14 protein-coding genes, 2 tRNA genes and 1 pseudogene are annotated in these 13,685 nt (G+C 63.9%); 10 read left to right on the forward strand and 7 right to left on the reverse strand.

Translation table 11 applies throughout. The features are described 5' to 3' along the window. Positions 1-9: 9 nt before the first annotated feature. The 3 genes from ACQ4W4_RS23920 to ACQ4W4_RS23930 all read right to left on the reverse strand — a co-directional run bounded on the left by ACQ4W4_RS23920 (position 10) and on the right by ACQ4W4_RS23930 (position 2,030). Complete coding sequence (locus ACQ4W4_RS23920; RefSeq protein WP_436544073.1) at positions 10-516, reverse strand: peptidase associated/transthyretin-like domain-containing protein; 507 nt, start codon at positions 514-516, stop codon at positions 10-12. 112 nt (positions 517-628) lie between these two features. Continuing rightward, a complete protein-coding gene (locus ACQ4W4_RS23925) occupies positions 629-1,456 on the reverse strand; it encodes a siderophore-interacting protein (RefSeq protein WP_436544074.1) in 828 nt (275 codons plus the stop codon). Between the two features lie 22 nt (positions 1,457-1,478). Beyond that, positions 1,479-2,030: a PadR family transcriptional regulator gene (locus tag ACQ4W4_RS23930; RefSeq protein ID WP_436544075.1), complete on the reverse strand. Its 552-nt coding sequence runs from the start codon at positions 2,028-2,030 to the stop codon at positions 1,479-1,481. A gap of 236 nt (positions 2,031-2,266) precedes the next feature. Here ACQ4W4_RS23930 and ACQ4W4_RS23935 point away from each other — a divergent pair, with 236 nt between their 5' ends. Continuing rightward, complete coding sequence (locus ACQ4W4_RS23935; protein WP_436544076.1) at positions 2,267-2,644, forward strand: DUF3052 family protein; 378 nt, start codon at positions 2,267-2,269, stop codon at positions 2,642-2,644. Positions 2,645-2,651: 7 nt separating this feature from the next. On the opposite strand, the gene queG is transcribed toward ACQ4W4_RS23935, so the two are convergent. Further along, positions 2,652-3,743 carry a tRNA epoxyqueuosine(34) reductase QueG gene (queG, locus tag ACQ4W4_RS23940; protein WP_436544077.1) on the reverse strand — a complete coding sequence of 364 codons (1,092 nt, stop codon included), beginning with the start codon at positions 3,741-3,743 and terminating at the stop codon, positions 2,652-2,654. Between the two features lie 78 nt (positions 3,744-3,821). Here queG and tsaE point away from each other — a divergent pair, with 78 nt between their 5' ends. From tsaE to ACQ4W4_RS23955, 3 genes are read left to right on the forward strand one after another with little or no spacing between them, the layout of a single operon-like run. Then, entirely contained in the window at positions 3,822-4,310 is a 489-nt protein-coding gene (tsaE, locus tag ACQ4W4_RS23945; protein ID WP_034780043.1) for a tRNA (adenosine(37)-N6)-threonylcarbamoyltransferase complex ATPase subunit type 1 TsaE, read from the forward strand. After that, positions 4,274-5,665: an N-acetylmuramoyl-L-alanine amidase gene (locus ACQ4W4_RS23950; protein WP_436544078.1), complete on the forward strand. Its 1,392-nt coding sequence runs from the start codon at positions 4,274-4,276 to the stop codon at positions 5,663-5,665. The genes tsaE and ACQ4W4_RS23950 overlap by 37 nt, the downstream gene beginning before the upstream one ends. A gap of 14 nt (positions 5,666-5,679) precedes the next feature. Further along, on the forward strand, positions 5,680-6,543 hold the full coding sequence (locus tag ACQ4W4_RS23955) for a D-hexose-6-phosphate mutarotase (RefSeq protein ID WP_436544079.1): 864 nt from the start codon (positions 5,680-5,682) through the stop codon (positions 6,541-6,543). Here the strand turns inward: ACQ4W4_RS23955 and ACQ4W4_RS23960 are convergent. Next, complete coding sequence (locus tag ACQ4W4_RS23960; RefSeq protein ID WP_436544080.1) at positions 6,535-7,434, reverse strand: carbonic anhydrase; 900 nt, start codon at positions 7,432-7,434, stop codon at positions 6,535-6,537. The two genes, ACQ4W4_RS23955 and ACQ4W4_RS23960, sit on opposite strands and share 9 nt — an antisense overlap. Between ACQ4W4_RS23960 and ACQ4W4_RS23965 the strand changes: the two genes are divergently transcribed. After that, positions 7,433-7,624, forward strand: a complete 192-nt coding sequence (locus ACQ4W4_RS23965) for a hypothetical protein (protein ID WP_436544081.1) — start codon at positions 7,433-7,435, stop codon at positions 7,622-7,624. The two genes, ACQ4W4_RS23960 and ACQ4W4_RS23965, sit on opposite strands and share 2 nt — an antisense overlap. A gap of 99 nt (positions 7,625-7,723) precedes the next feature. Here ACQ4W4_RS23965 and ACQ4W4_RS23970 read toward each other — a convergent pair whose 3' ends face one another. Next, positions 7,724-8,374 (reverse strand): VTT domain-containing protein, encoded by a 651-nt coding sequence (locus tag ACQ4W4_RS23970; protein WP_070223029.1) that lies wholly within the window; start codon positions 8,372-8,374, stop codon positions 7,724-7,726. Positions 8,375-8,622: 248 nt separating this feature from the next. On the opposite strand from ACQ4W4_RS23970, the gene ACQ4W4_RS23975 reads away from it, so the two are divergent. From ACQ4W4_RS23975 to ACQ4W4_RS23995, 5 genes are all read left to right on the forward strand, one after another. Then, a complete protein-coding gene (locus ACQ4W4_RS23975; RefSeq protein ID WP_436544082.1) occupies positions 8,623-9,561 on the forward strand; it encodes a peptidylprolyl isomerase in 939 nt (312 codons plus the stop codon). 140 nt (positions 9,562-9,701) lie between these two features. Beyond that, entirely contained in the window at positions 9,702-11,615 is a 1,914-nt protein-coding gene (gene mutL / locus ACQ4W4_RS23980; protein WP_436544083.1) for a DNA mismatch repair endonuclease MutL, read from the forward strand. Positions 11,616-11,714: 99 nt separating this feature from the next. Beyond that, on the forward strand, positions 11,715-12,674 hold the full coding sequence (miaA, locus tag ACQ4W4_RS23985) for a tRNA (adenosine(37)-N6)-dimethylallyltransferase MiaA (protein ID WP_436544084.1): 960 nt from the start codon (positions 11,715-11,717) through the stop codon (positions 12,672-12,674). Positions 12,675-12,765: 91 nt separating this feature from the next. Next, positions 12,766-12,842 (forward strand) — tRNA-Met (locus ACQ4W4_RS23990). Between the two features lie 59 nt (positions 12,843-12,901). After that, positions 12,902-12,978, forward strand: a tRNA-Met gene (locus ACQ4W4_RS23995). A gap of 597 nt (positions 12,979-13,575) precedes the next feature. Here the strand turns inward: ACQ4W4_RS23995 and ACQ4W4_RS24000 are convergent. After that, positions 13,576-13,685 (reverse strand): annotated as a pseudogene (locus ACQ4W4_RS24000) (IS5/IS1182 family transposase); the annotation flags it as partial.

Raw genomic sequence — 13,685 nt, forward strand, 5'->3', positions numbered from 1 at the left:
CCTGTACGCTTAACGCGTCAGCATGATAGTCGAGACCTTACTGTCGGCCACGGTGACTTCCGTCGGGATCGTACCGCCTTGCTTGCTTTCGACGGAGGAGAATGCGCCGGGATAGTACGCCAACCAACTCACTTCGGTGGTGACGTAATACGTGCCATCGGGCACATCCGTGAATTCGAACCTTCCTTCGCTGTCGGCCATGGTCGTACGGTCATAGTCACAGACCTTCAGAATGACGGTGCTGACTACCTGGCATTTATACAGCGACGCCGGCAACATCACCAGCTTGCGCGCATATTCCGTCTTCGGACGCAAGGTGACCCTGTCGCCACCAGCCTCCTTGAATTCGCCGCCTTTGGTCTTCATGAAGGCCTGTCCCTTGACGCCGCCACTACCGGTTTTACTCAAGACATCATATTCCGCCTGCTGGAATTCCGGCATGACAACAGGCGGACGCAGCGTCGAACATCCCATCAACAACACGGCCAGCACGCTCAAAGACAGTATGTTCAACATTTTCCCCTTGGATATTATTTCTATAGAAAAATAATTATATGCAATAGGATAGTTAAAAACCAGACAATCATTTTATGCGCAGTACGGGCCGACTGGTGGGACTGTTCAGTAATTATGCGTCATGGTGCTCGTGGTGCTCCGCCGCCCCATGCTTCCAGTAGCTGGCCACATGCAGGTGCTGCTTCGGCACGCCAGCCTCGATGAAATGCCCGCGCAAGCCCTGCACCTGCGCATGCTCGCACGCCACCCACACGTAGCCGTAGCCGTCCTGTGGCAAGGCCACCTTCGCCAGTTCCTCCAGCAGCAAGGCGCCGCTGCGGCCATTGCGCGCTACCCAGCGCACGTCCAGCTGCGCCGCGCTGTCCAAGGCGATCTGTTCGCCGTCTTCGACGATCTCGATCACGGCGGTGGCCCGCGCCGTGGCCGGCAGCTGTTCCAGGCGGCGGGCGATGGCCGGCAAGGCCGTCTGGTCGCCCACCAGCACATACCAGTCGAAATCGAGCGGCACCAGCATCGAGCCGCGCGGCCCGCCCACGCCCAGGGTCTGGCCGGGTGCGGCTTGCGCCGCCCACAGCGACGCAGGGCCGTCTCCATGCAGCACGAAGTCGATTTCCAGCTCACGCCGCGCGGCATCGTAGCGGCGCGGCGTGTAATTGCGGGCGATGGGGCGCGGCCCTTCCGCATACTGGATCGGGTTGGCGCCGTTGCCCAGCACGGGGAACACGGGCTTGTCTTCGCCGGGAGCGGGGAAGAACACTTTCACGTGGTCGTCGTGCGCGGGCGAGACAAAGCCTTCCAGGTCGTCGCCGGCCAGCGTGATGCGGCGCATGTGCGGCGTCAGCTGCTCGATGCGCACGACGGTGAGCACGCGCAGTTTCAAGTCATGGCGCACGCGCTCGATGGCGTGCGGGCGTGGCGCTGTAGGGGATGCAGTAGTCATTGCTTATCCTTGTAAAGTGGGCTCAGTGGCCATCGACGATGGCATTCGCCGCCTGTTCCAGCACGGCGGACACGCGCTCGGCTTCCGCTTCGCTCCAGCTGGTCTTGTTCAGCAACAGCGCATGCTTGAGCGTGTGCATGGCCTGGCGCACGCGCTCGGGCAAGGCGTTGCGCGCCTGGACGCGGGCGAACATGTCGAGGCGGGCCAGGATGCCGTCCACCTGGGCGCGGTTCTCGTCGAGATACGCGCGGCCCAGGTCCGTGATCGTGTAAAGCTTCTTGCCGCTGGCGCTTTCGGAAGATGTTACATGGTCCTGCTCTTCCAGCAAGGTCAACGTCGGATACACGGCGCCCGGGCTGGGGGCGTAGGCGCCGCCGCAACGCTCCTCGATGGCCTTGATGATTTCATAGCCGTGGCGGGGGCTGATTTCGATCAGCGCCAGCACGATCAGCGGCAGATCGCCGCGGCCGAAGACGCGCTCGGCCCGTTCGCCGCGCCCGCCCCGGCCACCTGGGCCGCCATGGCCCATGCCGTCGCCGCGCTCGTCGAAGCCGCGCGGACCGCGGCCATGCATATAGTAGTCACTGCGGTCCTCATGGCGGTGTTCGCCGTGGTGCTGCTGCTGGCCGCAATGGCCGTGATGATGGTGGTGCTGACGGCCGTGATGGCCGTGTTCTGCGTGGTGTGAGTTTCTCATGTTTTCTCTTTAAAGATATATCGTTAGTAGGTATCGTCATTTTATAACGATATATCGATAAGTCAAGGAGAAATTTGTTATGCTCGTCTTTTCCCAATCGACACGCCCCTGCCATGCCTGACAAAACCATTGCTGAAAAAATGTATGTGAAAAATGCCCAGGCGCTGGCCGTGTTCAATGACGGCGGCGGGCATGCCGCCCTGCTGGCGCAGCTGCCGGCGGAAAGGCTGGTGAGTGAAGGAGGAAGCGCGGACTGGATATTGCTGTTCGCGCGCAGCCGCGCGGAACTGGAGCAGTATCTGCCGATGGCGCAGGCGCGCCTGGCGCCCGGTGGCGCGGTCTGGGTGGCGTACCGCAAGGGCGGCGCGAAGGCGGGCAGCAACATCCATCGCGACGATATCCGCAGTTTTGCGCAAACAATGGGACTCGACAGCGTGGCGATGGTCGCCATCGACGCCGACTGGTCGGCGCTGCGTCTGAAACAGGTTTAAACGAAGGTCAGGCGAGGCCGTGCAAGGCCAGCGCCCATTCGACGTGCTCGCGCACGATGGCCGACGGATGCTCGCGGCGCGACAGCAGGGCCGCGACGATGTCGGCCTGGCCCCGGGCCTGGGCGGCCGCATTGCCCATGCCGACGGCCAGGTTGCGCAGCCAGCGTTCGTGGCCGATGCGGCGGATCGCGCTGCCTTCCATGCGGCGGTTGAATTCCTCTTCCGTCCAGGCGAACAGTTCCACCATGCTGGCGCTGCCCAGGCTGTGCCGCTCGTCGAAGTCGGGCACGACGGCGCGCTGGGCGAACTTATTCCACGGGCAGACGGTCTGGCAATCGTCGCAGCCGTACACCTTGTTGCCGATCAAGGGACGCATCTCGACGGGAATGGCGCCTTTCAGCTCAATCGTCAGGTAGGAAATGCAGCGGCGCGCGTCGAGCTGGTACGGTCCCAGGATGGCTTGCGTGGGGCACACCGTGATGCATGCCGAGCACTGGCCGCAGCGCGGGGTCTCCGGCGGGTCCACGGGCAACGGCACGTCGACGAGGATCTCGCCGAGGAAAAAGAAGGAACCGCCCTGACGGTTGATCAGCAAGGTGTGCTTGCCGCGCCAGCCCAATCCTCCCTTTTGCGCCAGCTCGACTTCCATCACGGGCGCCGAATCGCTGAAGACACGGTAGCCGAAGTCGCCGATCTCGCCCTTGATGCGGTCTGCCAGCTGCTGCAGGCGCGAACGCATCACCTTGTGGTAATCGCGGCCCCGCGCATACACGGAGATCACGGCCGCCGCGGGGTCGGCCTCGCGCGCCGCCTCGTGCGCGCGCCAGTCGGGCCCCAGCGCGGGCGGCAGGTAGTTCATGCGCGCGCTGATGGCGCGCACCGTGCCCGGCACCAGTTCGGCCGGGCGCGCGCGCTTCATGCCGTGGCTGGCCATGTAATCCATTTCGCCGTGGTACCCTGCATCGAGCCAGGCCTGCAAGGGCGCTTCCATGTGCGACAGGTCGACGTCGGCGATGCGCACCTCGGCAAAACCCAGCTCGCGCCCCCATTCCTTGATGGTGCGCGCCAGGACGGCGAGATCAGTGACGGTGGCGGACATAGGGGACTTTACGGAAAACGGCAGGCGCGCGGGCGGTTACAATGACAGCAGCCTCCATTTTATGCGATACCGAAGATAATGACCGAACACTTCAAAGCCCACCTCCACGACGAAGCCGGCACCGCCGCGCTGGGCGCCGCGCTGGCGCGCGCGCTGGCGCCGGGCCTGGCGATCTACCTGCACGGCGACCTGGGCGCCGGCAAGACGGCCCTCACGCGCGCGCTGCTGCACGCGGCCGGCCATGCTGGCCACGTCAAAAGCCCCACCTACACCTTGTCCGAACCGTACACGGTGCAGCTCGACGGCCAGAGCGTCAACGTCATCCACTTCGACCTGTACCGCATGGGCAGCGCCGAGGAATTCCTCGACGCGGGCTTTCGCGAAGACTTCGACGGCCGCAATATCTGCATCGTCGAATGGCCGGAAAAAGCCGAACCGGTGCTGCCGCCGGCCGACCTGAATATTTATTTGAACGTTGCGGGTACAGGACGTGATGTAGAATTGCAAGCGTCTTCTGAATTGGGTCTGTCATGCCTTCACCGTCTCAAATTCGCCCCGAACCTTTGATCTCCTCGCCCATCACCCGGCGCACGGTGCTCAAGGCCGGCGGCACCCTGCTGTTGTCCGTGTTCGCGCCCATGTCGGCGATGGCGGCGCAAATTCTCGCCGTGCGCGTCTGGCCGGCCGAGGACTACACGCGCGTCACCCTGGAAAACGACAGCATCCTCAAGGCGACCCACTTCATCGTCAAGGACCCGGAACGGCTGGTGGTCGACATCGAAGGGCTGGAACTCAATCCCACCTTGAAGGGTTTGGTGGCGAAGATCCAGTCGAACGACCCGTACATCAAGCAGGTGCGCGTGGGCCAGAACCGGCCCAACGTCGTGCGCCTCGTGTTCGACCTGAAGGAAGAAGTCACGCCGCAGCTGTTTACCCTGCCGCCGGCCGGCTCCTACAACCACCGTTTGATCTTCGACCTGTATCCCGTGCGCGAGCCGGACCTGATCGCGCAGATGATCGAAAAAGGCGACTGGTCAAGCGACCCGGCCAAGCCTTTGATGTCCGACACGCATACGCCGCCGCCCGCGCTGCCCCTGCCCGAGAGCGGCAAGCCGCCCGTGGCCGCTGTGACGCCGCCGGTGGCGCCGATCGCGCCGGAACTCCGACCGGAACAGCGCCCCGAAGCGCGCCCGCTGCCGGGCCAGAAGGTGGTGCGCATGATTACCATCGCGCTCGACCCCGGTCACGGCGGCGAAGACCCGGGCGCCATGGGCAGCCGTGGCAGCCGCGAAAAGGACGTGGTGCTGGCCATCGCCAAGCGCCTCAAGACCAAGCTGGAATTGCAGCCCAACATGCGCGTCATGCTCACGCGCGACGCCGACTTCTTCGTCCCGCTGGGCATGCGCGTGGAAAAGGCGCGCAAGGTCCAAGCCGACCTGTTCGTCTCGATCCACGCCGACGCCTTCATCCAGCCCACGGCGCGCGGCTCGTCCGTCTTCGTGCTGTCCGAAAAAGGGGCCACCTCGACGGCCGCGCGCTGGCTGGCCAACAAGGAAAACCAGGCCGACCTGATCGGCGGCGTGAACGTGAAGAACCACGACAAGCAGCTGGCCAGCGTGCTGCTCGACCTGTCGACGACGGCGCAGATCAATGACAGCATGAAGCTGGGCAAGGCCGTGCTGCGCGAAATCGGCGGCATCAACCGCCTGCACAAGGGTTCCGTCGAGCAGGCCGGCTTCGCCGTGCTCAAAGCGCCGGACATCCCGTCCATCCTGATCGAGACGGCCTTCATCTCGAATCCGGAGGAAGAAGCCAAGCTGACCGACAACGGCTACCAGGACCAGATGGCCGACGCCATCGTCACGGGCATCAAGAATTACTTTGCCAAGAATCCGCCGCTGGCGAAAAGCCGCCTGACCTGACATGAAAGCCTAGCATGAGCGAGAGTACCTTTGGCGAGCTGCCGGCCGTGACCATCCACGCCGCCGATGGCGCGCAAGCGACCGTCACCCTGTACGGCGGCCACCTGGTCTCGTGGCAAACCAGCGATGGCCAGGAGCGCCTGTTCTGCAGCCGCGACTCCGCCCTCGACGGCAGCCGCGCCATCCGGGGCGGCGTGCCCGTGATCTTCCCCCAGTTCGGCGCGCGCGGCACGGGCATGCGCCACGGCTTTGCGCGCGTGGCGACCTGGCAGCTGGAATCGACGGGCGACGCCGATGGGGCCGCATGGGCGCAATTCATCCTCCACCACACGGACCTGCCGGAGGCAATCGCCGCCAGCTGGCCCTGGGCCTTTACCCTGCGCCTGCGCGTGGCCGTCCAGGCGCAGGCGCTGGAGCTGCACCTGTCCGTGCACAACACGGGCGAGCAGGCGTTTCCGTTCTCGGCCGCCCTGCACAGCTATTTTGCAATCGATCGATTGAGCGAGGCCCGCGTTGGCGGCCTGCAGCGCGTGCGCTATTCGGACGAGACGCCGCAAGATGCCTTGCAGGCGGAAGAGGAGCTGCAATTTTCGGACAAGCTGGACCGCATCTATTACCAGTTGCCGGGCGCCTTGACCCTGCAATCCGGCGGCCATTTGCTGCGCCTGGAGCAGCAGGGCTTCACGGATGCCGTCGTGTGGAACCCCGGCGCGCAGGACGCGGCCGCCCTGCCCGACCTGGCCGACGACGAATACCCGCGCTTCATCTGCATCGAGCCGGCCCTGATCCAGCCCGACCTGCTGGCCGCCGGCGCCGAATGGACGGGCCGCCAGCACATTGTGGTCAGATCCGCCGGGTCTGCCCCCACCTCAATTTGATTCCTTGATGATGCGACCGTTACCGGATTGAACCGGACGCGCATTGAGCGGATACAAACGGCTGAACAGCGCCATCTGCGCCGGCGACGCCTGCACCGACTGCTTCATCACCAGCCACAGCACACCCTCGCTGCACGGCGGCGAAGTCAGCGATCCCATATACGTGTAGTAGTCGCGCCGCGCCGGCAGCATCTCGGCGGGATCGAGCAGGATGGTCGGTTGCATGGTGTCGAATTTTTCCAGCGGCAGGTTGTTCCACACGGTCTGGATGGTCGCTTGCGGCGCGCCCCGTTCCAGCAACAGGGCCAGCACCGCCAGCCGGCCTTCCGCATCGCGGTGCACCAGGTGCACCACCATTTCGAATGCCTTGCCATTGATGCGCTCTTCGGACGGACGGTGGAAATGGAATTGCTGCAGCTCGAACATGCGGTTCTGCACCGTGATGTAATTGCCGCCGCTCACGCCCACCTGCACCGTGTGGCCATTGTCGACCACACTGAACGACGACGGATGGTAGTCAAAGCTGATCTGCTCGAGTTCCACCTTCATGCCATCGCGGATATCGATCGGCGACTGGCGGCTGCCATTGCCGCACTTGGCCCAGTCGACATTGATCTTGCTCCAGTTGGCCGGACCGCTCTCGCCTTCGTACGACCAGTGCGTGCCGCGCGCCACGGGCGGCGGTGGCGGCGGCGCGGCCTTCGCCACGGCGGCGCGCTTGGCGCGGGCGGCGGCCCGGGCCGCCTGGGTGGCGCGCATTTCCGCCAGGCGCGCCGCGATGCGTTCGGACAGGTCGACTTCGGCCGCTTCTTCCTTCTCGCGCGCCGTGGGCGCGACGACGACAGGCGCCTTGGCCTCCTTGCCCTTCACCGATTCGGTCAGGGTTTTCATGGCGGCCGCGCGCGCCGACGCCGACATCGGCGCGGATGCGGCGGCGCTCGCCGAAGCGGGGGCATCTTTGGCGCTTGCCATGGCCGCCATCGCGGCAAGGCTGCAAGCTAACAGGGCGCTCAAATGTCGCATGGAAATCCAGAAAGTGAGAATACCTTCTGGTTTACGGCTGGAAAGCAACAAAACTTGAATCAGCGCAGGAGTAAAACAGAAACAAGACAACGAAAAACGGGATCCGGGGCCGGCTGCGGGCTGTGCCGCAGCGCGCTGGCCCCGGATCCATGCGGCCTTACGCCGACTTGCCGACCATGCGCTTGTAGAGTTTCCACAAGCCGCCCAGTACCACCGGTACGACGGCGGCGCCGACACCGATCAGCACGATCAAGGTCAGGTGGTCGCGGATCCATGGAATATTGCCGAAGAAGTAGCCCGCCGTCACCAGACCGACCACCCACAACAGGGCGCCCGTCACGTTGTACATCTGGAAGCGCGCATGCGTCATGTCGGAAATGCCGGCCACGAACGGGGCGAAGGTGCGCACCACCGGCACGAAACGGGCCAGGATGATGGTCTTGCCGCCGTGCTTTTCAAAGAATTCATGCGTGCGGCGCATGGCATCCTTGTTGATCCAGCGGTAATCATGGGTAAACACCCTTTGCCCGATGGCCTCGCCTATCCAGTAATTGAGCGTGTTGCCCGTGACGGCGGCCGTCACCAGCAAAGCGATCAGCAGGCCCAGGTGCATCTGTCCCGTCGCGCAAAACGCGCCGGCGATAAACAATAAGGTATCCCCAGGGAAGAAAAACAGCACCACGAGGCCTGTCTCGCAAAAAATAATGGCAAACAGCACCGCATACACGAGAGTACCGTACTGCTCGATCAAGAGGCCCAGCGTCTTGTCGACATGCACGATCATGTCGAGGAATTGCACAAAATCCATATATTTTTCCCTAAAGGTAGCGGCGGAATCATACACCACCCGGCCAGCGCAACGGCAGTCCCCTGGCCGATATTTCGTGATTAATTCGGCAGCGCCCTTGGCGGCGTGGCATTTTAAGTAAAGGTTAAGGAAACGCCATATCGGCAGGCAACTATCAGGATTGCCATCTGTAATGTCTTTACAGCGAAATATTGCCATTCCGGTATACACTTTCTGCACGGCGCAACCCGCGCCCACCAGGAGAAAACATGTATCGACACCCATTGAGCGGCCTGACCATGGCCACCGTACTGGGCCTTGCACAGCTGACCGCCCACGCGGCGCCTGTCCAGATCAGGGCGCCCGCCGAACTGCCCGCCAAGGCGACCTTGGCCGACGTGATCAAGGCCTCGAAACCGTCCGACTGGCGTGCGCTGGACCCGGACAACACCCTGTACCTGGACATTCCCGCCGGCCGCGTGGTGATCGAACTGGCGCCCGACTTCGCACCGAAGCACGTGGCCAACATCAAGGCCCTGGTGGCGGAACAGTATTACGACGGCCTGGCCATCACGCGCGCGCAGGACAACTGGGTGGTGCAGTGGGGCGATCCGAACGAGAAAAATCCCAAGCCCATCCAGCACGCGCAGCGCACCCTGCCCGGCGAATTCACCGTGCCGTTGAAAAACGTCAAGAGCTTCACGCGCCTGCCGGACGTTGACGGCTATGCGCCGCAGGTCGGCCATTCGAACGGTTTCCCGTCCGCGCGCGATCCGAAAACCGGCACGGCCTGGCTCACGCATTGCTATGCCACCGTGGGCGTGGGCCGCGACAGCGCCAGCGACAGCGGCGGCGGCACCGAGCTGTACGCCGTCATCGGCCAGTCGCCGCGCCACCTGGACCGCGACATCACCGTCGTTGGCCGAGTCGTCTCCGGCATGCCATTGCTGTCCACCCTGCCACGCGGCACGGGCCCCATGGGCTTTTACGACAGCCCCGAGAAAAACGTGCCGATCAAGGCCATCCGCCTGGCCGCCAGCGTGCCTTTGGCAGAGCGCAGCAACCTGGAAGTGATGCGCACCGACAGCGCCGCCTACCAGGCCGTACTGGAAGCCCAGCGCCACCGCGGCGGCCCGTGGAGCAAGGTCACGGCCGGCCACGTCGACCTGTGCAATGCGCCGATACCGGTGCGGGAGGTGGGGAAGTAACGCAACCCGAGGCTAAAGCTGGGGTCAGACCCCCGGGTACGTTGGCGCTGAACTTTGCGTTAGCGGCGTTGAGGGTCTGCCCCCAAATACGGGCATCAGCACAGCAGCGCCTCCCCTTGCGAACCCGTTATAATCAGGGCATGAACGCTCCCATCACGCCCCACCGCCCGATCCAGGCCCTGCCTGACCAGTTGATTTCGCAAATCGCCGCCGGCGAGGTGGTCGAGCGGCCATCGGCCGTGGTCAAGGAGCTGCTGGAAAACGCGCTCGACTCGGGCGCCACGCAGATCACGGTGCGGCTGGAAGAAGGGGGCGTGAAACGCATCGCCATCACCGACAACGGGCGCGGCATCGATAAAGACCAGCTGCCGCTGGCCCTGGCGCGCCACGCCACCTCGAAGATCGCCTCGCTGCACGACCTGGAAAACGTGGGCACCCTGGGCTTCCGCGGCGAAGCGCTGGCCTCGATCGCCTCGGTGGCCGCCGTCACCGTGACCTCGCGCACGGCCGACGCGGCCCATGCGTGGGAAATCGTCGGCTCGCACAATGGCAGCGTCTCTCCGTCCTCGGGCGCGCACGGCACCACGGTCGACGTGCAGGACCTGTATTTCAACACGCCTGCGCGGCGTAAATTCCTCAAATCCGAGCAGACGGAGTACGGCCACTGCGCCGAAGTCGTGCGGCGCATCGCGCTGGCGCGGCCCGACGTGTCGTTCTCGCTGTCGCACAACGGCCGCACCATCGACCAATGGAATATCAGCGAACTGGCCAAGCGCAGCGCCCACATCCTGGGCAACGACTTTGCCGAAGCGCGTCTCGCACTGGACGAGTCGGCCGGCAGTCTGCGCATTCACGGCTTTGCCGGCTTGCCAACGGCGTCCAAGGCGCGTGCCGACGGCCAGTTCTTTTATGTCAATGGGCGCTTCGTGCGCGACAAGCTGCTGGTGCACGCCGTGCGCATGGCCTACCAGGACGTGCTGCACGGCGACCGCTTCCCGTCCTACGTGCTGGCGCTCGACCTCGACCCGGCCCTGGTCGACGTCAACGTGCACCCGTCGAAGATCGAAGTGCGCTTCCGCGACAGCCGTTCCGTGCACCAGTTCGTCTTCCACGCCGTGCAGCGCGCGCTGGCGCAGACATCGGCCACGGCGTTCGGCAGCGTGCCGGCACCGCTGCCGGCCGCTTCCACCCTGGGCGGCGGCGACGCCGGCTCAGCTAACGGCGGCCCCGGCATCTGGCGCCGCGAGCAGACGCAAACGTCGTTCGGCGCGCAATTTACGAATACCTTCGCGCCCGCCTCGCCCGGCGCGGCCCGCCCCTTCTTTGCCGACGCGCCGGGCGTGGCCCAGGACACGGCGGCCTACGGCGCCCTGTTCGGCGGCGGCGCAGGTTCCGCCAACTCGCCGATCACGCAGGTCGAGCCCTACATCGCCTCGCCCGAAGCGATGGCGCGCGAAGAATATCCGCTGGGCTTTGCCCTGGCCCAGCTGCACGGCATCTACATCCTGGCGCAGAATACCAAGGGCCTGGTGCTGGTCGACATGCACGCCGCACACGAGCGCATCCTGTACGAACAGCTGAAAAACGCGCTGCAGGCGCAGGTCTCCGGCCAGGACATGCAGGTGCAATCCTTGCTGATCCCCGTGACGTTCTACGCGGACGCCATCGAAGTGTCGACGGCGAATGAAAACCAGGACACCTTGAAAGCGCTGGGCTTCGATATCGCCGCCCTGTCGCCCACCACCCTGGCCGTGCGCTCGGTGCCGACCCTGCTCAAGAACGCGGACGCGCAAACCCTGGCGCGCGACGTGCTGCGCGACGTGCGCGAATACGGCGGCTCGCGCGTGCTGATCGAGCGCCAGAACGAATTGCTGGGCACCCTGGCCTGCCACACGGCCGTGCGCGCCAACCGCATCCTGTCGGTGCAGGAGATGAACGCCCTGCTGCGCCAGATGGAGAGCACGGAACGCGCCGACCAGTGCAACCATGGCCGGCCCACGTGGGTGCAGGTCGAGATCAACGCGCTGGATAAACTGTTCCTGCGCGGCCAGTAGGTCGGATTAGCGCAAGCGTAATCCGACGTGATGCCGCCGCCGCAGTGTCGGCTTACGCTTGCGCTAAGCCGACCTACACACCACCTTACACGAGTCACCATGCAAACCACCCCACACCTCCCCCTGGCCGTCGCCATCATGGGCCCCACGGCCAGCGGCAAGACGGCCAGCGCGCTGGCCATCGCGCAAGCGATCCCGTCCGAGATCATTTCCGTCGATTCCGCCCTCGTCTACCGCGGCATGGATATCGGCACGGCCAAGCCGTCGCAAGAGGAACTGGCCCAGGTACCGCACCACCTGATCGACATCATCGACCCGCTGGATGCGTATTCGGTGGCGCAGTTCCGCAACGATACCCTGCGCCTGGTGGCGGACATCTCCGCGCGCGGCAAGCTACCGCTGCTCGTCGGCGGCACCATGCTGTACTTCAAGGGCCTGGCCGACGGTCTCGACGACTTGCCCGGCGCCGATCCCGTGCTGCGCGCCCGGCTGGAAGAGGACGCGGCCGCCATCGGCTGGCCCGCCATGCATGCGCGCCTGGCGCAGCAGGACCCCGTCACGGCCGCGCGCCTGGCGCCGCAGGACGCGCAGCGCATCGGCCGCGCGCTGGAAATCATCGCCCTGTCCGGCCAGCCCATGTCGGCCCTGCTGGACCGCCGCGAAAAAACCGTGCTGCCGTTTCAATTGCAATCGTTCGCGCTGGAGCCGTCCGACCGCGCCGTGCTGCACGCGCGTATCGCCACGCGCTTTGACCTCATGCTGAAAGACGACGCCCTGCTCGACGAAGTGGAGCAGCTGCGCCGGCGCGGCGACCTGCATCCGGGCCTGCCCTCGATGCGCTGCGTGGGCTACCGCCAGGCCTGGGAATACCTGGACGGCCGCATCGACCGCGCCACCCTGCGCGAGACGGGCATCATTGCCACGCGCCAACTGGCGAAACGACAACTGACCTGGCTGCGCGCCATGCCGGAACGCATCGTCATCGATTGCCTCGGGACCGATCCGGCCGCGGCCATGCTGGCGCAGATCCGGCCGTTGCTGACGCCGTTACAAAAATAATCATGCCCGTGCCGGCGCGTGAAAAATCCGCACATTTTTTTGCGCCGGCATTGACAAGGAAATGGGAAGACTGGATAATGCTCGGCTGTTGGGTGATATAGCTCAGTTGGTTAGAGCACAGCATTCATAATGCTGGGGTCGGTGGTTCAAGTCCACCTATCACCACCAAAGAACATCGATCAGGTTTGCCCTGGTCAAAACCAGCATCCGGTCTGACCGGTCTGTTTGGTGATATAGCTCAGTTGGTTAGAGCACAGCATTCATAATGCTGGGGTCGGTGGTTCAAGTCCACCTATCACCACCAAGAATTAGCAGCATCGAAAAACCCGCCACTGCCCCGTGCAGCGGCGGGTTTTTTCATTTCCGCATGTCTGTAATGTGCGTACGCAGTTGATCGCGCCGTAGTTTGCCGTCACACTGGCACGATTGCGCCGCAATGACCCGGACTTCACCATGACTTTTGAACTACGATCTGACCTCACTGGAGTGTGAACGCCTCCTCGGCATGCAGGCGCTGCACCAGTTAGAGCGAATCGCGCAGAAGGAGAGTACTGACAGGGTATATAAAACTGCGCAGTGCTAACATCACCTTTCTGTAGCCAGAAAATACATGCTCAGGATTGAATTTGAAGAAGCAAGCGAGTTGCTCTGTGTCAGCTACCAGAACGCAGCCATCAAACTAACACGCGCCTCCACCTACAAAGACGATGATTCATTCGCTGTTTAATATGCACAATTACGTCATACCACGGCAACAACACCTCACCGACACCACTTCAGCTGCTGACCATAGGCATGCCTAACAAGAGTGCCTCGGGTATCACCATGACTTACACCGACTGTCTTAGGCGTATTACCGAGTCTACTCTGTAGCCCCCCCCCACACACACACTTAGAACGCCTAACAAAACCGCTGAATGTATCTCCAGCAGATGAGTATGCAGGCAAGCGAGAGGAATGCCTGATGGATATCGGCACGGCGCTCGTAGCGGATGCGTAATCGGCGGAAGC

This window comes from Janthinobacterium glycogeni (genome assembly GCF_051380725.1).
Lineage (GTDB): Bacteria > Pseudomonadota > Gammaproteobacteria > Burkholderiales > Burkholderiaceae_D > Janthinobacterium.